We start from the raw sequence: 20,734 nt of genomic DNA on the forward strand, positions 1-20,734 counted from the left end.
TAAGTTGAGATTAGTTGTTTAAGGTAAAGTTGATGGGTATGGTGAACCGGACTTTCACTTTTTTATCCCTTTGCTCACCTGGTTGCCAGGGGTCTGTTTTTTTGAGGGCTTCAAGCACAGCCTCAGACAAAGAGGGGTGAGGGCTTTTTATCACCTTTTCCATGATAATTCGGCCATTTTCATCTACCACAAATTCGAGGTATACACGCCCCTTAATGTTTGCATTCTGCGCTTCTTCGGGATAAATAACCAGTTTTTGCAGATGCTTCTGAAAAGCCGATTGATCGCCTTTGTGATAGCGTGGCATTTTTTGCACATTTACGAATGGGATATCGTCAATTTCCTTTGTTTCATCAGGGAATTTATAGTCGAGCAAGGCAGCATTCGGATCAATTTCCGGGTTCCAATCAATATTTGGGTCATCAAGCTCAGCCTCAGTATCTTTTATAATAATAATTTCCTTTGGCATGATTGGCGGAAGTAGCTTGGGTTGCTCTGGCCGTGTAACAGGCATTATTTCTTCAATAATTTTTTCGTTGTAGTTTGCAATTTCCAGGCTCTCAGCTGTGAGGTTCCTGCTTCCAGTTTCGAAGGCCAGAAGCAATAGCGATAGACTTACTAGGATTCCGATTTCGAAATATAGAAATCGTTTTTTCTCCAGGTTGGATTGAATGTTTTTCTTGCTTTTCATAACGGTAAGTATTAAGTGTGAAACATGATTTTACCTTATGATGCACGAACAGAAATTATTCCATAAAAGCAGTGAACTTTTTTAAAGTAGCCAGCCGAATTGCACTGTAGTTAATAGGAATACTTATATTGCAGGCGATATTCACCCAATGCTTCCGGATTTGATTCTTTATGGCACAATATATGATTTGGTTCAGGGAATAATTCCTTTCGCCTTGTTTATAAAAAGCCGGTCATCGAATAAATCTATTTCCGTCACCAGTTGCTCAGGAACCGACGAGGAAATTATTTTGGGTTACAGGCAGAATCAGGAAGAGTCCTGTATCAGTATTTTGTTCGACCGATACATTCATTTGGTATTTGCAAGTTGCATGAAATATCTTCGCAACGAAGACAATGCGCAGGATGCAGCTATGGAAATTTTTGAAAGTCTGCCCGAAAAACTCACTAAATTTGAAGTGCAACATTTCAAATCATGGCTTTTTACACTTACCAAAAACCACTGTTTAATGCAGTTGCGTAAGAAAAACTTATTGGATAGGATTGATAACTTTGAAAAAATTGCCGATTTTTCTGTGGAAAACATGCCGGTGCTGCATCTAGAAGAGGACGAAACCGATGAAATGGTTCTCAAAAAGTACTTGCACGAACTGAATGAGGAACAACGTTTATGTATTGAATTGATGTACCTCGAAGGTTTGAGTTATAAAGCCATTTCCGAAAAAACAGGTTATGAGCTCAATCAGGTAAAGAGTTACATACAGAATGGAAAAAGAAACTTAAAACAGAAGCTCGAAACTTATTACGAAAATGCAAACCGCACCCGCGATATTATTTGACCCGAATGGTTGTATCAGTCGGGTAGCATTATCGGCTCTGATTGATAAGAGGCTAACACAGGAGCAATTGTTGACTCTGCAAAAGCATGCGTCCACTTGTCCGCTATGCGCCGATGCCATCGAAGGTGCTGGCCAGTTTTCTTCCTCTAAGGTATATGGTCAAAGACTTGACAAGATGCATTTTGCCTGGCGAAAGAGCCGCCTGAAACCTAGTCGATCCCGCAGTTTGTATTATGGAGTTTCCACTGTAGCTGCATCCCTGGTAATTATTTTTGGAATTTATTTTATTCTTCGTTACGATAAACTGATGAATACCACACGTCAGACTTCGCCTCCGGTTGTTTTGGCTGAAGTGATGTTGGCTGATACGATTGGATCTGCAGCGGTAGCAGAAAATATTCGACCAGCAAGCGAGAAAGCACCTTCTCCATTGGTAAAAGCGAAAAGTGAGAAGAAAGAAATCGTTGTTGCTACCGCAGCAGACATTCTTATGCAGGAAGAGGAGGAAAATTCTGAAACATTCGCCAGCAATAGCAACGAAAGTGAAGAAATAGTATTGGAGGATGAGGAAATGGTGGTAGTGGGTTTTGGCACACAAAATGTTTCAAATAGCAAAACGGAAGAGTGTGAAGCTGTCAAGTCTATGGAACAAAGCCAGGTGCCAACTTCTGACATGACCCCGGCGGCGAAAAAGGAGAAAGAACCTTCGCGCCGAAGCGAACAATCCGAATTCAAAGCTTCAGACCGTGCATACTATGTAGCCGAGGTGATGCCGGTTTTTCAGGGCGGAAATCTGGATAGTTTCAGTCAATTTCTTGCCGATAGCATTCGGATGATAATGCCCGATACAAGCCTGGTACGGTCCATTATTGTAAGTTTTGTAGTAGAAGCCGACGGCAGTGTGAACAAGGTGAAACTTATTTCAGGAACTTCTTCCGACAGCCTCAATAAGCAAATAATAGAGTTTGTAAAGTCATCTCCAACGTGGACTCCAGCCTACCAGGGCGGAAAAGCCGTGGCCATGGAACAACAAACCGAAGTGAACATCCACAAACGCTAAAAATATAGTTTACCTCTTATTGTTCTTCTGCTTCGCAGGTTTGTAGGTTTGCTTTGACTTGGCAGGTTTGTATTTGTCGTTTCGTTTAAGTTCCGATCGCTCGGGCATCATGAGGTTGCGACGCTCGTGTGATGCTTTTTCTGCACTACTGCAAGAGGGCATAAGTTGAATAAGAAGCCAGAGTATCAGCAGGTTTTTTACTGATTTCATATGGTATAATTTGTGGTTTGGTTTTTATACGGCCAGCTTTCTGTTGGGTTACTGGTATGCAAGTATATTCTTTCGAAAAGGTAAATAAATCATTCTTGATGCTTACTTTTCCACCATCGAAAAAAAATAAGAGGCAACTATTTCTTATGGAGAATTGCAATACCTCAATAATGAGGATTTCAGCCTTGAGATTGTTAATTTTTTATTTTCGATTCTACCAACTCTAGTATTTCCTTTTCTAATTGTATTGTTTTGGATTCGAGTTGTTTACCTTCTGCCATCACTTTCTCCACAAAATCCTTGTCGGGGTAATCTTTTGCATTTATTTTCACATTTAAAAAGGCACCTAATACTCCGGAGCGTGCGGCCAGGGCAGCGACTCCAGCATCGGTTACCGAATTAGGGTTTCCCTTTTCGGCCATAGATTTTATTACCTGCATAGTTTCGAAAGCCAGATGCATCACTTGCAAGGGTACTTCGATGGCATATTTAGTGGCCAGCTTAATGGATTCTTTTCGCAAGGCAATTTCTTGTTCTGTCTTTTTTGGCAAGCTAAAAGCATCCATTATCTTATTAAATGCCTCTGTATCTTCATCAACAAGTTTTGTGAGTTTGTCCATGTAATATTTTCCCTTCTCGGCTTCGGCACTAAACTCTACCCAACGGTGGTCCCATCCGCGTTTATGTGCTGATAAATTTGCCACCATGCTGCCAAGAGCCGCGGCCATGGCAGCCATACTTGCCGAAATAGATCCTCCTCCCGGAGCAGGCGATTCAGAAGCTGTTTCATTTAAAAAGTCTTTTAAACTTTTGTCAACCAATTGATGGTTTTGCTCCGAAAGAAGGTATTCGATAATTTTTTTTTGCGGGTTAAAAGGGCTTAACTCCGACAATCCGAGCGATTTCACGGCAATTTTTATTATTTCACTGTCGGCAATTCCTGTCGAGCGTTGTTGCTTTTTCAGGAAGTATTTTCCTGCATCGAGCATGGCTTGCAGTGGAATTACTCCAATGAGTTCCGAACCTGTAACCCTTAATCCGCGGGCCTCTGCCCGCTGGCAGGCAGCCTCAAATACCTGGTGCATGGTGGTGACAGTGATGTCCGTTAGGTTAAACGATAACTGGGCAATGCCATATTCTTCGATGTACCATCCAATTCCTTTTACACATTTTAGCATGCCAGGCTCATAAACAGGGTTACCATATTCATCCTTTACAATAGTTCCGGTAATACCTCCGCCTTCTCGTTTAATCCGGCCTTTTTCTCTGATATCGAAGGCAATAGAATTGGCTCTTCGGGTAGAGGTGGTATTGAGGTTGATGTTATAGGCAATCAGGAAGTTTCTGGCGCCAATGGCTGAGGCTCCTGTTCGAGATACCTGGTTGTTGAATTCGGCAGGACCATAATCTGGTTTCCAGGCAGGGTCGGCAAGTTTGCGGGTAAGACCCTCGTATTCACCTGCCCGACAATTGGCCAGGTTTTTTCTTTTTTCTTCGCTGGCTGCAAATTCATAGCAATACACAGGGATGCCCAATTCGCGACCAACCCTTTCTGCCAGTTTGTGCGCATATTTCACTGTTTCTTCCATGCTGATATTGGCTACCGGCACTAGAGGGCATACATCGGTAGCTCCAAAGCGCGGGTGAGCACCTTTGTGCTTGGCCATTTGAATCAGTTCGCCTGCTTTTTTAATAGCCAAAAAAGCCGCTTCAATTACTACCTCAGGTTGACCTACAAAGGTAACAACAGTGCGGTTAGTGGCCTTTCCCGGATCTACATCGATAAGTCTCACACCTTCCACTGATTCTATTTGATCGGTAATTTGTTTTATGATCTGCATGTCGTTCCCCTCACTGAAATTGGGAACACATTCTATAAGTTGCTGGTTCATGTTCTATAATTTGTATCTGTATTATTGTCAGGTATTTATTCGTGTAATAAGATTTCCTTTCTTCCATACCATTTGAGGTTTAATTCGCCCTTGGTTGTATAGAATATCTTTGTAATCGCCGAGTTGAAAGGCAGCGATGTCAGCAAGGCTTCCTGTTTTTAAAATGCCTCGGTCTGTTAATCCCAGGGCCGCTGCAGCCCGGAATGTAATTGCCGAAAGTGTTTCGGCAGTATTTAATTTTTCGTACATGCCAAGTAAAGAGGCTTGTACCAGCAAATCACCCATGGGGGCTGAGCCGGGATTCCAATCCGAGCCAATAGCCAAACCAGCCCCGGCATCGAGCAAACGTCGGGCTGGAGCAAAGGGATCAGCCAAACCAATCGATGCTCCTGGCAAAGCAATGGCAATGGTGTTGCTCTCTGCCAACATTCTGATTTCTTCTTCTTCGGAAGCTTCCAGGTGGTCGGCACTCATAGCCATAAGCTGTGTAGCAATTTTGCTTCCACCAGCAGTAAACTGGTCGGCGTGAACTGTTAAATCGAAGCCCAGCCGACGGGCTTCAAGCAAGTAATTGTGTCCTTCCTCAGGTGAAAATGCGGAATCTTCGAGGTAAATATCCACTCTTTTCGAGAGCTTTTTAGCCATCACCTCTGGAAGAAGCTGCTCCAGCATCATGTTCAGATAATCAGACGACTTACCCCAAAAATCTTTAGGGCATATATGAGCCGCAAGGCAAGTAGGTACCAGGTCGGCAGCAGTTGATTTATTTGCAAGAGCAATTGCATGCAAAATCTTTAATTCCTGATCGACGGTAAGTCCATATCCGCTCTTGACTTCAATGGTAGTAATGCCATCGGATAGGTGTCGTTCGGCTCTTTCAAGTATCAGGCGCACCAGCTCTTCCAGGCTTGCCTGTCGGGTTTTTGTCACTGTATCCCAGATGCCTCCTCCCGACTTGGCGATTTCGATGTACGATTTTCCTTCAAGCCTCATGGCATAATCATGGGCGCGATTACCTGCCCAGCATATATGGGTGTGCGGATCGATGAAACCGGGTGTGGCAATCCAAGTTCCATTGATATGTTCTACTTCTGCAGTTTTTTTATGTTGTTTAATCAGCGTCTCGAAATTGCCAGTCTCCCTTACCAATCCATTCTCAATTAGAATACCGGCAAGGGGTATTGTTTCTAGTTGCTCATCGGCCAAAGCACCTTTTAAGGGTAGGTGGTTCATGGTGAGTAGCTGTTTGAATGGTCCGATAATTTTTTTTTCGGTTACTTGCATGGTATTGGTTTAATATCAGAAATCCAGGCCACACCTTTTCAGGTTGGCGGTGGCTTGTTGGTATCCTGCATCGTGATGCCTGAAGATACCCATGGCCGGATCGTTATGCAATACACGGCTAAGACACTTTTCGGCGCGCTCGCTGCCATCGGCCAATACCACCATTCCGGCATGTTGCGAGTATCCGATACCTACGCCTCCTCCATGATGAAAGGAGATCCAGGTAGCACCACCACTGGCATTGGCCATAAGATTAAGCAGGGGCCAATCGGAAATGGCATCACTACCATCGGCCATTCCTTCTGTTTCGCGGTTAGGAGATGCTACAGAACCGCAATCGAGATGGTCGCGTCCAATTACAATGGGGGCTTTCAGTACGCCTTTTTTTACCATATCGTTGAACAACAGCCCTGCTTTTTCGCGTTCTCCCATCCCTAACCAGCAGATACGGCTTGGTAAACCCTGAAAGGCTATTTTCTTCTGGGCCTCAGTAAGCCATTTTATAAGGTGCTGGTTGTTTGGAAAAGCTTCGATGAGGGCTTTATCGGTTTTGTAAATATCTTCGGGATCACCAGAAAGAGCTACCCAGCGGAATGGTCCCTTCCCATCGCAGAAGAGAGGCCGGATAAACTCGGGAACAAATCCAGGGTAGTCAAAGGCATTATTTTCACCACCTTGTCGGGCAAATTCGCGCAGGTTATTTCCATAATCGAAGGTTATGCTGCCTCTTTTTTTCATTTCTAACATAAGTCCAACATGGCGTGCCATACTTTTAAGCGACAGATGTTTATAGTGCTCCGGATTATCTTTACGCAAAAGTTGAGCCTCCTGAAGAGTTATTTCGTTTGGAACATATCCATATACCGGATCGTGGGCCGAGGTTTGGTCGGTGAGAATATCGGGGATGATATTGTCTTTTAAAAGTTTTTCCAACAGATTTCCTATATCCGAGACAAGGCCTATGGAAATGGCTTCACCCTTTTTGCAGGCTTCCAAAGCCCATTGTTTAGCCTGCTCGTAATTGTCTGTCATCTTGTCGATGTACTTTGTATCGAGTCTTTTGCGGATGCGCTCGGGGTCCACATCGGCACCAAGAAATACTGCGCCGGCCATGGTGGCAGCCAAAGGCTGGGCACCACCCATTCCGCCAAGTCCCCCGGAAACCAGTAATTTATGCTTCAGGCTTCCCCGGAAATATTTCCGTCCGCATTCGGCAAAGGTTTCATAGGTACCCTGAAGAATACCTTGCGAACCAATATAAATCCAGCTGCCCGCTGTCATCTGACCATACATGATCAACCCACGTTCTTTTAGGTTCTGGAAATGCTCCCAGGTAGCCCATGCTGGCACCAGGTTGCTGTTGGCAATAAGTACTCTTGGAGCCTCGGCATGTGAGCGAACCACACCCACAGCTTTACCCGACTGAACAAGAAGACTTTGGTTTTTTTCGAGTTTGAGCAGAATCTCCACAATTTTTCTTAATGCTTCCGGATTGCGCGCTGCCTGGCCCGTTCCACCATATACAATGAGATTGGCAGGATCTTCTGCAACCCCGGGGTCGAGATTATTGAGCAACATGCGCAGAGGTGCCTCGGTTTGCCAGCTAAGTGCATTTAACTGATCACCAGTGGGAGCCATATAATGAGGGTGTGAAGCATATTTTTCAATAAATTCCGAATATTTCATGGTCTTCGTTTTTGAATTCAATATGGTGGTCATGAGCAACCTTATTGGTAATAAAAGTTAGCTCTTTATTTTGTATAATTTGAATGGCCTTTTCAATATCGAGGGCAAATACCCTGTCTTTTTCGGCAAAGTCAATTTTACTTCTCACATGATCGTGTACCTTGTCGATAAGTATCCCCGATTTCAATGGTTTTCTGAAATCGAATCCCTGAGCAGCACAAAGCAGCTCAATGGCGAATATCTTTTCAACATTACCGACAATCTGAAGTGCCTTTCGTGCACTGATGGATCCCATACTCACATGGTCTTCCTGTCCGAGTGAGGTAGGAATACTGTCTGCGCTTGCAGGAAAACAAAGGCTTTTATTCTCACTAACCAATGCAGCAGTGGTGTACTGAGGGATCATAAAACCCGAATTCAGACCTGTATGGGTCATCAGAAGTTTTGGTAGTCCTTCGACCTTTTCCATTAACGAAAGGTAAATGCGCCGGTCGGCAATGTTGCCTAATTCCGAAGCGGCAAGGGCTGCATAATCGAGAGGAAGGGCAATGGGTTGGCCGTGAAAATGCCCTCCGCTGATGGTTTTTTCTTCACTAAATATTATCGGGTTGTCGGTTACCGAGTTGATTTCGGTAAAAAGTATTTCTTTTAAATGAAGCCAGGCATTGCGCGATGCGCCATGTACCTGGGGTATACACCTTAGTGAATAAGGATCTTGAACCCGGGTACAGTTGCGGTGCGATTCCACTATTTCGGAGTTTTGAAGCAAAGTGCGCATACGTTTTGCTACGTATTGGGTGCCTACGTAGGGTCGAAGGGTGTGTAGTTCTTCATCGAAGCTTTTTACCGACCCCATCATCGCCTCGAGGTTCATGGCTGCAATGATATCTGCCACATCGAGGCAGTGCTGCATGCGCTCGAGCACAGAGGCACCAAAGGCACACATAAATTGTGTGCCGTTGATAAGTGCCAAACCTTCTTTCGGACCAAGTTCCAGGGCCTTAACGTTTAATATTTCGAAGAGCTTGTGGGTAGGGAAGATTTCGCCCTGATAATTTACCGACCCCAGTCCAATAAGGGGTAAAAAAAGGTGCGCCAATGGAGCAAGGTCGCCAGAGGCACCAACCGAACCTTGTTCGGGTACACAGGGTATAATATCCTCTTCGATATGCCAGAGGATACGTTGGAGAGTTTTTACTCCCACTCCAGAATAGGCTTTAGCCAACGAATGAACTTTAAAAATGAGCATCAACCTGGCTATTTCGTTTGGAATGGTATTACCAACTCCCACGCTGTGGCTCATTAATAGGTTGTGTTGCAGGGTTCGGGTATCGGCTTCGTTTATTAAAGTGGTGCAGAGTGGGCCAAAACCTGTGTTGATGCCATACACCGTCTTTCCATGGTGTACGATGTTCTCAACTATCTTTCTGCTACGACTAACTTCAGTAAGCGTTTTTTCGGAAAGTATACCCTTGGTTCTTCCTCTTGCAATATCGAGTGCAATGCCTACGGTTAGCTTATCCTGTCCATAGTGAAATTTTGTATTTTTCATGTTGTTTCTTATGCCTGAGGTTTTGTTTTTTGCGTCAAGAAATCGGTTTATTTATCCGGGGGTTTATTCTGTGTGATGCTGCGAAAAGTTACTACTCCCTGCAATGTGCTCAAATGATAATTATTAGCAGATACTCAAACCTGAAAACAATTCGGTGTGCATGAGCGTTATATTCATTCAGAATATAAGAAAAAAAACATTTTTTTCGATGAAAGAAGATACTTTATATGCCTTAAGCGTCCAGAGTCCAAAGGGAGCAAGTATTTCGATGGATAAGTTTAAAGGTAAAACACTTTTAATTGTGAATACGGCTACACGCTGTGGATTTGCCCCTCAGTTTAAAGCTTTGGAAACATTGCATCAGAAATACCGCGATATGGGACTGGTAGTAATTGGTTTTCCGTGCAATCAGTTTGGAAATCAGAAACCCGAAACCAATGATTCTATCGAGGAGGCTTGCGAGATAAATTTTGGTGTGACTTTCCAACTTACCGAAAAGGTGAATGTGAACGGACCGGAAACACACCCTGTGTTTTTTCATCTGAAAAAGTCTGTTCCTTCGCTCTGGGGTAAACGTATAAAATGGAATTTTACCAAATTTCTAATAGGTCCCTATGGAAAAACTTTCAAACGCTATGCACCAACCGTGAAACCTGAAAAAATGGAAAAGGACATTCAGTCTTTGCTTCAAATACAGAAATAGCAAGTTATTTATCAATCCTTCAATTGCTGATTGTTTTCGCTAATCTTAATAAGTGGGAACGAGATTTTGAAATAGACCACTAGAATCCGCAGCACGATTATTAAAAGAATAGGAATTAGTTGAATAAATTCCGAACCAATCTGATATCGGTGCATAAAGTAAAAAATAGTACCTCCGAGTATACTAATGGTGGCATAGATTTCTTTACGGAAAATGAGAGGGACATCGTTTACAAGTATATCGCGTACTACTCCTCCGAAAGACCCGGTAATGGTTCCTAAGGCTACACAGCTTACTCCATTCAGGTTGTTTTGAATGCCAATTTCAACGCCAATGATGGTATAAAGTGCAAGACCCAGGGTATCGAAGAGAAACAGGGTTTTTCGCAGATACGAAAGATATTTTCGAAACACGATAGCAAAAACAGTTCCGCCGATAATGATATACACATATTCGGGGTGTATTAGCCAGAACACAGCGCTTTCATTAACAAACACGTCGCGCAATGAGCCACCTCCAACCGAGGTTGCAAAAGCAATGATAAATACACCAAAGGCATCAAATTGCTTGTTCATGGCAGTTAGGGCTCCAGAAATAGCAAAAGCAAAGGCACCGGCTACACTAATGTAATTGATTATTTGATCCATGGCGCGAAAGTAATTACACCCATTCAACCCGAATATGATCTTTATCGCAATATGTTAAAAATTGCAGGTTTGTATTTAACACAACAATTTAAACCTTGGCGTGCAAGATTTGTTACTACGCTGTGTCTAAGTTAAAATTTCTGATACTATTTATGATGCATTTAAACAAAATCATTCTTCTCTTTGTAGCTCTTTTATTTGTAGGGTATGCTTTACTAATTGCCCAGGCTCCTCAGGCTCAATTTTTTATTAACGGAAAGGTTGTGGAGGATGAAACCAGTCATGGGCTTGAATTTGTTAATGTTGCTGTTTACCGTTTACCCGATTCAGTTTTGGTGACCGGAACCATCACCAACGAAAAAGGATATTACAGCATTCAGGTCAATCGTGGAGGTAATTATTATCTATCGGCCGATTTCATAGGATACCAGAAGCAGATAATTAGCGACATAAGCTTTGTTCCAGGTAGTGAAGTTTTTAATGTAAAACCTGTTTCTTTGAAACTAGCCACCATTGGTATTGGCGAAGTGGAGGTATTGGGCGAAAGACCCTTTGTAAGCTACCAGATTGACCGAAAGATAGTGGATGTGAGCCGTAACCCTCTTGCCCAAGGTGGTACTGCGGTAGATGCTCTCGAAAATGTTCCATCGGTAAATATTGACATCGAGGGGAATGTTTTACTTCGGGGAAGTGGCGATTATACCGTATTGATCGATGGAAGGCAGAGCCCCCTTTCAGGAACCGATGCACTCAATCAAATTCCTGCAAGTTCTATCAGTCAGATTGAAATTATTACCAATCCATCGGCTCGTTACGACCCCGATGGTACAGCTGGTATCATCAATATAATTACCAAAAAAGGCAAACTGAGCGGACATACCCTGGTGTTGAATGCTGCTGCCGGAAATAGTCCCTCTCGTTCGGCAGATGTAACTTATTCTTATCATCACAATCGATTTACCTATACTCTAAATTCAGGTTTTAATGGAACCCAGATGCACATGGATTATTTCGATGAGCGCAGTACCCTCGAAAATGACTCTCTTGGAAATGAACAGACTTCTTACATCAATACTTTCCGCGATGGCTTGCATCAGCATGGTAGTTATTTTGTGAAAGGCTCGGTGGATATGAAAATCAGTGAGGCGAATCAGTTAACCCTGGGTGGCAACTTTACCAATTTTGTTTTCGGAAGAAGTTTTGACTCGCGCATCAATACAGTCTCTATTTACAATGAAGAAAACTACCAGCTCTCCTCTTCATTTTTTAGGGTAAACCCTAAGATTTGGCAACTTAATTTAGGCGATAAGCATGTTTTTAATAACAATACAAATCACTATTTGCAAGCAGATTTACAATATCAGTGGGGCGATAAGAAAAGCACCGACTCACTCACACGTTATGTGTCCGACGAAAACTGGCAAGCCATCGAACCGCTTCAGGCTGACCAATTGGCTACCACTTCAGAGAATTCAAAGGCTGGACGCTTAGAATTGACCTATGTTCGGCCTGTAAATGAGAAAATCAACTTCGAATCGGGATACACCTTGCGCTACAATGCCTATGTTCAGAACTATGCACGCGATACCATGTCAAACGGGAGTATGCAGCCAGACTATAGCCTGTTCGATACGGCCGATTTTAGCCGTTGGATTCAAGCAGGTTGGGCACTTGTAAAAGGTGAGTTATACGGCTTGCAATACAGCGCCGGTTTACGTGTAGAACATACCGACCAGAACCTGGCTCTACAGAAGGATAATTACCGATACAACTACAATGCTATTGGCTGGTATCCGAGTTTTTCGTTGGCCAAAAACTGGAAAGAAGGGCATACTTTACAGGGAAGCTATAGCAAACGTATTAACCGTCCGGCCGATTTTCAGCTCAATCCGTTTCCTGGTCTGAGCGATGGGTATGTGATCTGGAAGCCCAACCCAGAATTGAAGCCGGAGCAGGCTAATTCGTTTGAGTTGAACTACCAGAAATCGTGGCAACAGAATTTTGTGCTGATAGAGACATTTTACCGGAAAACTCTGGACGTAATGGAACGCATTGATGAAATTTCGGGCGATACCATTATCCGCACCATGATTAATCTGGGCAGCGAAACCGATGCCGGTGCAGAGATCGCAGCCAATTTTAAGCTTTCGAAATGGTGGACCATCAATCCTTCCGTTACGCTGTCTCAAAATTTTCTCGAAGGAACCTATCAGAATATTAACACTCAGGTATCTGGTATGGAAACCAGAGCATCGATCAACAATACATTTTTTCTGCCTACCAAAACAAGGCTTCAGATTATGGCCAATTACAATGGCCCAAGTACCGAGATAAACGGTACAAGAGAAGCTTCATCTCAGGTATCGGCAGCAGTACGTCAGGAGTTTTTCGACCGTAAACTGAATGCTACTTTTCGTATCAACGATATTTTTTCAACTCAAAAGCGCGAAGGGTTTACCTATACCGAAAACACTACTGTGTATAGCAAAGGGCAGCGCAAAGGTGCTGTATTCGTATTTTCGTTGAATTACCGATTCAATGCCAGCAACGATCGTCAGCGCGAGGGACGCACCAATGGTGGCTCTGAACAGGGAGTGGAAATGGAATTCTAAATACTGGGTGCAATTTGTGCAACATTCCTCTGCACCTGAAAATATTAATGAAAAGCTAAGAAAAAATCACCTAGATTGTTTTAGTTTTTTTGTTATTTAGCAGCCACATTAACCTTTAATCATTCTGAAATCAAAATGGGAAAAGTACTCATCATTGGTGCAGGAGGAGTGAGCAATGTTGTTGTCAACAAATGCGCCGCCCTGCCTGAAGTTTTTACCGAAATTGTGTTGGCTTCGCGTACAAAAAGTAAATGCGATGCTATTGCCGAAGGGGTAAAAAAACGTTTTCACAAACAAATTATTACCGAACAACTCGATGCCGACATTGTGGCGAATACAGTTGCTCTGATAAAAAAGCATAAACCCGATCTGGTTTTAAATGTAGCCTTGCCTTACCAGGATCTGGCTATTATGGATGCCTGTCTCGAAACCGGTGTAAACTACCTCGATACGGCCAACTACGAACCTCCTACCGAAGCTAAATTCGAATACAAGTGGCAGTGGGATTACCGAAGCCGTTTCGAAAAATCTAACCTCATGGCTTTGTTGGGTAGCGGATTCGATCCGGGTGTGACGAATGTGTATTGTGCCTATGCTCAAAAACATCTTTTCGATGAAATACATACTGTCGATATTGTCGACTGTAATGGTGGTGACCATGGAAAGGCTTTTGCAACCAATTTTAACCCCGAAATCAATATTCGCGAAGTAACTGCCCGTGGCCGGTATTTCGAGAACGGTGAGTGGAAAAGTACAGATCCTTTATCTGTAAATCAACCTTTCGATTTTCCTGGTGTGGGCGTACGTAATATGTACCTGATGTACCACGAAGAATTGGAATCGTTGGCCAAAAATATCAAAGGAGTTAAGCGCATTCGCTTCTGGATGACCTTTGGCGAAGCCTATCTGACTCACCTGCGCGTGCTGCAAAATGTGGGCATGACCCGCATCGATCCGGTCGAATACGAAGGGCACCAGATTATTCCACTTCAGTTTCTAAAGGCTGTTTTACCAGACCCTGGTTCTCTTGCCGAGAACTATAGCGGAAAAACTTCCATAGGTTGCTTAATCGAAGGAGTGAAGGATGGAAAGCCAGTGCGTAAATTCATTTACAATATCTGCGACCATGCCGAAACCTATAAAGAAGTAGGTTCGCAGGCCGTTTCATACACCACAGGCGTTCCTGCCATGATAGGTGCTAAAATGATGCTTACCGGAAAATGGATGAAGGCTGGTGTTTACAACATGGAAGAATTTAATCCGGATCCATTTATGGAAGATTTAAATAAGTATGGACTCCCCTGGCAAATAGAAGATTGGAAGCATTCGGTAAAATAAACCTCACTAAAGAACAACTGGCAGGGCTAAAAACGCCCTGCTTTGTTGTGAATGAGACCCGCATCGAAGAAAACCTTCGGGTGATAGACCGCGTGCAACAAGAAGCTGGTTGCAAGGTATTGCTGGCATTTAAAGGCTTTGCAATGTGGAACCTTGCCCCACTGGTGCGGAAATATCTTCCGGGTACATCAGCCAGCTCGGTGAGTGAAGCCCTGCTCGGACACCATGAATTTGGTGGTGAATTACACGTTTATTCTCCTGCTTACAACCAAACCGATATCGATACCCACTTGCAGCTTGCCGACCATATTGTATTTAATTCGCCGGCCCAATGGAATAAGTATCGTGCTTTGTTTGTCTCTAATACCCGGACAAAAGCCGGATTACGAATAAATCCGGAACATTCCGAGGTGTCAACAGCCATTTATGATCCTTGTGCTCCTTTTTCACGTTTGGGTACAACCCTGACAAATTTTAAAGCGCAGATTCATTTGCTGGAAGGTATCTCTGGTCTTCATGTTCACAATTTATGTGAACTCAACAGCGATTCTCTGGAACGCACCATGGAAGTTGTGGAAAAAAACTTCGGATTCTTTTTCGATAAAATCAGCTGGATTAACTTTGGCGGCGGGCATCACATTTCGCGCAGCGATTACGATGTTGATCACCTTATTCGCTTAATAAAAGGCTTTAAACAGCGACATAACCTGGAAGTTTACCTTGAACCAGGTGAGGCGGTTGCCCTTAATGCCGGAGTATTGGTTTCGGAGGTACTCGATTTACTTTCGAATGGGATGGAGATTGCGGTGCTCGATACCAGTGCTACCTGTCATATGCCCGATGTGCTCGAAATGCCTTACCGTCCTCAGATTGTGGGAGCAGGGGCTGCCAGGGAGAAGAAATATACCTATCGGCTGGGCGGACAGAGTTGCCTGGCTGGCGACGTAATTGGCGATTATTCTTTCGATGCACCACTGTTGCCAGGTAGCAGGCTTATTTTTGGCGATATGGCCCATTATTCGATGGTGAAAACCACCACCTTTAACGGAGTTAGTCTGCCTTCGATCTATATCTATAATTCAAAAGAAAATACAATTCGACTGGTAAAGCATTTTGGTTATGAAGACTATAAATCACGCCTGAGCTAAAAAGAAACTTGCTTGAGGATTTGGTTTTAGGTAAAAACAAAAAAAAGCTGTTCTGTTTGCGCAGAGCAGCTTTTTGTATTTTTTAGAGGATTTTTCTTAGTAACCCCGGTTCACAAGAACCGATTTGATGGTGCGGAAGAAAAGTTGCCAATCTGATTTATACGACCATTTATCGATGTACTCCATATCGAGTTTCATCCATTTTTCGAATACAACCTCATTGCGGTTCGGAATGATCTGCCAGGTACAGGTAATACCAGGTTTTACAGAAAGGCGACGCAATTGCCAGTCTTCGTATTGTGCTACTTCACTGGGCAGTGGCGGACGTGGTCCTATAAGCGACATTTCGCCCCGGAGCACATTAATTAATTGTGGTAGCTCATCGATACTGGTTTTGCGAAGAAATCTTCCAATTGCAGTTATGCGTGGGTCATGTTTCATTTTAAAGGTAGGACCATCGCTTTCGTTCATTGCCATCAATTTAGCTTTTAACTCTTCCGCATTTTGTACCATGGTTCTGAACTTGTAAATATAAAACTGGCGACCATGAAGTCCTACACGTTTTTGTTTGAACATAGCCGGCCCTTTCGATGTGGCGCGGATAATCAAGCTGATAGTTAGAAAAAGCGGAGAAAGGAAAAACATTAAAATGGCTGAAATCATAAAATCGCTGATCGATTTCCAGGCCCAACGCAGGGAGTTATTCGGAGTATTGATAAAAGTAAGAAAAGGAGTTTTTTCGAGATGCGTTAGTTTTACTTTAGCGTGATTTACAGGCATCACTTTGCTTTTTGCTTTAAAGGTAACTCCAAGTTCTTTACAAGCCTCAATCAGTCTGTCTACTTTCTCAAGATCTATGGTGTTTTTACAGTAAAGCACCTCGTCAATAATATCGACTTTTAAAATGTTTTTAATATTCGAGCGTTCCGGGAGAACCCTGATTAGAGGTGAATATGTACTACGAATGTGGCTTGAGTCGCTAAAAATAGCTACAATGCGATAACCCCATTCTTTGTGGTCGAGTATGCTGTCGATGAGTTCTTCGGAATCCTTGTCGGCAATTACTACAATGTTATGGATGTTATGACCATTGGCACGGAACGATTTCACAATGCGGAATGTGGTCATGCGAAGTGTAAACAGCGATATCCAGTTAATAAACGAAAAAGCAAGTACAAACTGGTGCGACAGCATTTCGAGATTAAACAAGTGCTTGTAGATCAGCAATACCAGAAGACCTACCAGGTTAAAATTGAGAATACGGAAGAAAATCGATAAGTAAGTCCTTGAACGTGGTATCTGGGCCAGGTTGGTTGTCTTTATTAAAATTGCCCAGGTAGGCAGTACAAGCAGCAAAAGGTAAATGATATCGGCATTAATTGTAAGTTTTTCACCATTTACTTTTGAAATAAGGTAGAGTGCGCCGAAGTAGGATACTACAGTAATAAAAAGGTCAAGGCTCCTTTGTATTACTTTTGCGTATTTGCGGATGAGGGCCTTAATTGGTTTCATAGTTTGGTTTAAAATCTACGTAAATCTACGTGGAATAGGGCATTTGGATAAAATATTTTGACAAATGCACCGATAAACCTGATTAAAGAAAGCGACTGCCAGTGAATGGATTTATTCGTTAGACGAATGTAATTTCAGAAAGGAGATTCTGAGGAGTTTTTTTTCGCTTGATTTTTGACTTGAATGCTTTGTATTTGCAAAAATCGGAGCTTTTCAGTGAGTCGAAATAAGTTGCTTTGACCATGGGTTGACAGTGATAGCTCATCTCACCGGGAGACAGCCCTAAAGCTGCACCACCGGTGAAATGAGTTACCTCTAGTCTTTCTTTTTTAAACCTAGCAGGTTAAGGATTTTCCATTTGAAAAAACCTCCTATGTACCGGGCATAACTTTTAAACACAGGCCAATAGGCTCTTATCGATTTCGCGTAATACTTATAAAAGAGCAGTTCTTTTTTAATGTTAAAATTCGATTTAATATCGACCAACGATTTCCAAAGCATTTTAAAGCTTCCTTTGTGAATGAGTCCTGTATTGACCACATCGTTCCAAATACGTATTTCCGGGTAAACTTTTAACCGGAAACCTGCCAGTTTAACCCGATAACTGTAGTCGCTGTCGCCGTGATAATGCGGAAAATCTTTTTCATTCAACCATCCTACCTGGGTCAAAATCTCCTTGCTAAGCACTGTGCCCATTCCTGTAAGCCAATCAACATCCCACACGTGGTTGTATTCTTCCGAATCGGGCTCGAAGAAACCATACATTCTGCGCTCACCGGTGTAAGGATCAAATTTGCATCCCATGGTCCAAATAAGGTTGGGTGGGTTGAGTACCATTACCTTCGAACCAATTAGGATGTCTTTCTCGGTTGTTTCGAGTAGTTTTTCAAGGTTCTGAAAATACGAAGGTTCGGTGACAATGTCGTTGTTCCACCATACCATGTAATCGGCCTTAAGCTCTTCCAGGGCATATTTACACCCTACATTTATAGCACCGCTCCACCATAAGTTGCCGTCACCTTTGCAGATGATCACGTTTGGATAATTGTCCGAAACCCATTCGGAAGTACCATCGCTGGATCCATCGTCGACCAGTATGGTAAAAAAGTTTTCTTTGTTTACATGTTCATACGATTCTTCGAGGCTTTTCAAACACTTCTTAGTGTACGCCAGGCCATTGTGAACGGGAATAATGATAGCAATTCTATTCATAGTTGATCATATTTTGTTTTTCGTTATAGGCTAAATCGATCTGGTATAGCATTAATGAAATCATCGATATGCTGAAAATAAAAAAACCAGCCCCTGTAAATATTGTCATACACATAATAAGGGTATATATTTTAATGTATAGCATATTATTCGGGATTTTACTCCGGAATATTTTTACGATAATAGCTATCTCGGCTACAATAAAAAGCACACCAAAACGAACAAACTCACCCACAATGCCAATATCTTCGAGGTAAAAGCCTAAATTGAGCTTGTAGTGCAAGATTAAAACTCCATAAATGTTCTTCTGACTATCCATACCGCTACCAAGCAAGTATCCCCAAATATCGTGTTTAAAATGGGTTAAATAGAACAATGCTGCTTTTACGCGGACGTTGTCTTCAAATCGCTCTCCTTGCTCAGCCGTTACAGCAAACATTTCACTAAAAATGCTTTCGAAGGCAAAGTAGAGAGGGATAAGCGAAAGACTTACCAATACAAATATTAAGAGTTTAGTCTTAATCATACGGTTAAACAAAATAAACATGATGGTGCCAAATGCTACGCTAAAAAGCACCTGGCGTGTGCCTTGCTGAATAAAGACACTAAATATCAGAAGCATAATTACCAAATAGCGTTTTTTATAGGTTTTAAAAAAGTAGTGCATGGATAAAAAAAGTGCAATGATTGCAAACGAATTACCAGGTAGAAAGATTCGTACAGTACCCCGATCGATACTCGCCCTTACATCGAATAACATCTGGGGAAAGACCAAATATTGAATGAACGAGAAGACTGAATACAACAAGCCTACCGCGAGAAAGACCTGCTCAATCTGTTTCGCCGACGGTTTGATGCTATGCAGCATAAAATAAAACAGAATAAAATATAAATGCCTTTGCGCCAGTAGGGTAGTTGCAAATGATTGATTGTAATCGCGCCATGGGGTAATGGTACTAAGCATTACCGCTATAAACAACAAGAGAATTTCGGTTCGAAAATGTTGAACAAGCCTTTTACTTTTATCAAAAAAAAACTGAACATAGAGTACTCCCACAATGATCAAAACACCGCCAATCTGAATCAGGTTAAAAAGGCTTTCTCCCAGGAAAATTAACCTGAAAAATACCAACGAACAAAGGACTACCGCTAAAACTATGGGGGTTTTAAACATTTAATTGTTGCTGGTTTTTAGCTAAGTAGGATTGATAAATTTTATGAAGTGCCATTGCGCTATTACGCCAGCTGTAATTCTCCTTAGCAAAATGCGTGATATATTCATGTGGTGAGGGCGCTGGTGGACAGAATAGCACAATGGCTTTTTCGATCTGGGCAGCCAGGTCGGCAGTATTTTGTTTTTCGAAAAGCAATCCGGTTTTCCCGAGTTCGATGTCGTAAGGAAAACCTCCAAAATTTGGAGCTATTACTGGCTTGCCATAGGCATAAGAAATAAACATAACCCCACTTTGTGAGGCTTCGAGGTAGGGAAGCACTACCATGTCGGCAGCCTTATAATGTTGTTCTACTTCGGTGTCTTCGAGGTATTTTGTTGTGATCTGAATGTCGTTGGAGGAGATTCCTGCTCTTATTTGTTCAAAGCTATCCTGGTAGTCTTTGCTAACTTTCCCGGCCACCAGCAGCTTTAGGTTGGAATGTTTGGGTTTTAGCGTGTTAAAAGCCTCAATCAGTAGCGGCAGACCTTTGTATTGGGTGATGTAACCAAAAAAAAGAAGCACAATGTCTTTCTCCTTCAATTCCATGGCTTTTCGGCACGACTCTTTTGTGAGGTCTTCGCTTAACTGTAAAGAATACACACCATGCCTGACAACAGAAATTTTGTTTTCAGGTATTTTAAACTCGTTTTGTAAGCGCAGTTTGATGTATCCGGTATGAACTACCAGGTGGTCCATTTTACGGTAAATACGTTTGAAAAGCCTTCTCATTTTTGGTGTTTCCTGGCTGTGTGGCAATACATCATGCACAGTATAAATCACAATCTTGCCCATTAGTTTTAGCAATGTGGGCAGCAAAATTCCATCGATGAAATAGAACCGTAACCATTGAATATGGTATACCTTCGAATCGGTGTGTCGAATAAAATGCAATAGCCTGAGATAATACCTGAAAATTCGTTTTACCTTCTCAATTCTCCCAGCTTTTTCGTCATGAGATCCTCTTAAGTTGTGGTAATGAATTCGCCTATTTATAGGATAGTTTAAATAGATATCCGAACCAATAAAATCGACCTTTAAGCCTTCCTCATCGGCCAGTGCATTGATCAGGTTCACAGTATAATCTTCCTGAAATCCGTTGGCAATAATTGTTACACGCATAGAAGTTTGCAAAATT

General features: G+C 42.6%; 17 protein-coding genes. 6 read left to right on the forward strand and 11 right to left on the reverse strand.

What is annotated here, in order from left to right:
- Window positions 1-10: 10 nt before the first annotated feature.
- Window positions 11-691 carry an energy transducer TonB gene (locus tag IPM71_12590; GenBank protein ID QQS50411.1) on the reverse strand — a complete coding sequence of 227 codons (681 nt, stop codon included), beginning with the start codon at window positions 689-691 and terminating at the stop codon, window positions 11-13.
- Between the two features lie 148 nt (window positions 692-839).
- On the opposite strand from IPM71_12590, the gene IPM71_12595 reads away from it, so the two are divergent.
- Complete coding sequence (locus IPM71_12595) at window positions 840-1,529, forward strand: sigma-70 family RNA polymerase sigma factor (GenBank protein QQS50412.1); 690 nt, start codon at window positions 840-842, stop codon at window positions 1,527-1,529.
- Entirely contained in the window at window positions 1,501-2,589 is a 1,089-nt protein-coding gene (locus IPM71_12600) for an energy transducer TonB (GenBank protein QQS50413.1), read from the forward strand. Before IPM71_12595 ends, IPM71_12600 begins: the two co-directional genes overlap by 29 nt.
- 9 nt (window positions 2,590-2,598) lie before the next feature.
- Here the strand turns inward: IPM71_12600 and IPM71_12605 are convergent, their stop codons facing one another.
- From IPM71_12605 to hutH, 5 genes are all read right to left on the reverse strand, one after another.
- Entirely contained in the window at window positions 2,599-2,799 is a 201-nt protein-coding gene (locus IPM71_12605; GenBank protein ID QQS50414.1) for a hypothetical protein, read from the reverse strand.
- A gap of 194 nt (window positions 2,800-2,993) precedes the next feature.
- Window positions 2,994-4,691, reverse strand: coding sequence for a glutamate formimidoyltransferase (ftcD, locus tag IPM71_12610; protein QQS50415.1), 1,698 nt, complete (start codon window positions 4,689-4,691; stop codon window positions 2,994-2,996).
- Between the two features lie 27 nt (window positions 4,692-4,718).
- Window positions 4,719-5,975: an imidazolonepropionase gene (locus IPM71_12615; protein QQS50416.1), complete on the reverse strand. Its 1,257-nt coding sequence runs from the start codon at window positions 5,973-5,975 to the stop codon at window positions 4,719-4,721.
- Window positions 5,976-5,990: 15 nt separating this feature from the next.
- Complete coding sequence (locus tag IPM71_12620; protein ID QQS50417.1) at window positions 5,991-7,661, reverse strand: urocanate hydratase; 1,671 nt, start codon at window positions 7,659-7,661, stop codon at window positions 5,991-5,993.
- Window positions 7,639-9,213 (reverse strand): histidine ammonia-lyase, encoded by a 1,575-nt coding sequence (gene hutH / locus IPM71_12625; protein QQS50418.1) that lies wholly within the window; start codon window positions 9,211-9,213, stop codon window positions 7,639-7,641. The genes IPM71_12620 and hutH overlap by 23 nt, the downstream gene beginning before the upstream one ends.
- Before the next feature lie 208 nt (window positions 9,214-9,421).
- On the opposite strand from hutH, the gene IPM71_12630 reads away from it, so the two are divergent.
- The gene (locus tag IPM71_12630) at window positions 9,422-9,916 is read left to right on the forward strand and encodes a glutathione peroxidase (GenBank protein ID QQS50419.1); all 495 of its coding nucleotides are present in this window, start codon (window positions 9,422-9,424) and stop codon (window positions 9,914-9,916) included.
- An 11-nt stretch (window positions 9,917-9,927) separates the two neighbouring features.
- Here the strand turns inward: IPM71_12630 and IPM71_12635 are convergent, their stop codons facing one another.
- Window positions 9,928-10,563, reverse strand: a complete 636-nt coding sequence (locus IPM71_12635; GenBank protein ID QQS50420.1) for a trimeric intracellular cation channel family protein — start codon at window positions 10,561-10,563, stop codon at window positions 9,928-9,930.
- A 152-nt stretch (window positions 10,564-10,715) separates the two neighbouring features.
- Between IPM71_12635 and IPM71_12640 the strand changes: the two genes are divergently transcribed.
- The 3 genes from IPM71_12640 to nspC all read left to right on the forward strand — a co-directional run bounded on the left by IPM71_12640 (window position 10,716) and on the right by nspC (window position 15,661).
- Complete coding sequence (locus IPM71_12640; GenBank protein ID QQS50421.1) at window positions 10,716-13,175, forward strand: TonB-dependent receptor; 2,460 nt, start codon at window positions 10,716-10,718, stop codon at window positions 13,173-13,175.
- A gap of 135 nt (window positions 13,176-13,310) precedes the next feature.
- Window positions 13,311-14,513: a saccharopine dehydrogenase family protein gene (locus tag IPM71_12645; protein QQS50422.1), complete on the forward strand. Its 1,203-nt coding sequence runs from the start codon at window positions 13,311-13,313 to the stop codon at window positions 14,511-14,513.
- Window positions 14,510-15,661 (forward strand): carboxynorspermidine decarboxylase, encoded by a 1,152-nt coding sequence (nspC, locus tag IPM71_12650; GenBank protein QQS52838.1) that lies wholly within the window; start codon window positions 14,510-14,512, stop codon window positions 15,659-15,661. Before IPM71_12645 ends, nspC begins: the two co-directional genes overlap by 4 nt.
- Before the next feature lie 96 nt (window positions 15,662-15,757).
- Here the strand turns inward: nspC and IPM71_12655 are convergent, their stop codons facing one another.
- The 4 genes from IPM71_12655 to IPM71_12670 all read right to left on the reverse strand — a co-directional run bounded on the left by IPM71_12655 (window position 15,758) and on the right by IPM71_12670 (window position 20,718).
- Window positions 15,758-17,173 (reverse strand): sugar transferase, encoded by a 1,416-nt coding sequence (locus tag IPM71_12655; GenBank protein QQS50423.1) that lies wholly within the window; start codon window positions 17,171-17,173, stop codon window positions 15,758-15,760.
- A gap of 315 nt (window positions 17,174-17,488) precedes the next feature.
- Window positions 17,489-18,385, reverse strand: coding sequence for a glycosyltransferase family 2 protein (locus IPM71_12660; GenBank protein ID QQS50424.1), 897 nt, complete (start codon window positions 18,383-18,385; stop codon window positions 17,489-17,491).
- On the reverse strand, window positions 18,378-19,559 hold the full coding sequence (locus tag IPM71_12665; GenBank protein ID QQS50425.1) for a hypothetical protein: 1,182 nt from the start codon (window positions 19,557-19,559) through the stop codon (window positions 18,378-18,380). The genes IPM71_12660 and IPM71_12665 overlap by 8 nt, the downstream gene beginning before the upstream one ends.
- Window positions 19,552-20,718, reverse strand: a complete 1,167-nt coding sequence (locus IPM71_12670; GenBank protein QQS50426.1) for a glycosyltransferase family 4 protein — start codon at window positions 20,716-20,718, stop codon at window positions 19,552-19,554. The genes IPM71_12665 and IPM71_12670 overlap by 8 nt, the downstream gene beginning before the upstream one ends.
- Between the last annotated feature and the right edge of the window lie 16 nt (window positions 20,719-20,734).

Source organism: Bacteroidota bacterium, assembly GCA_016699695.1.
GTDB lineage: Bacteria > Bacteroidota > Bacteroidia > Bacteroidales > UBA10428 > UBA10428.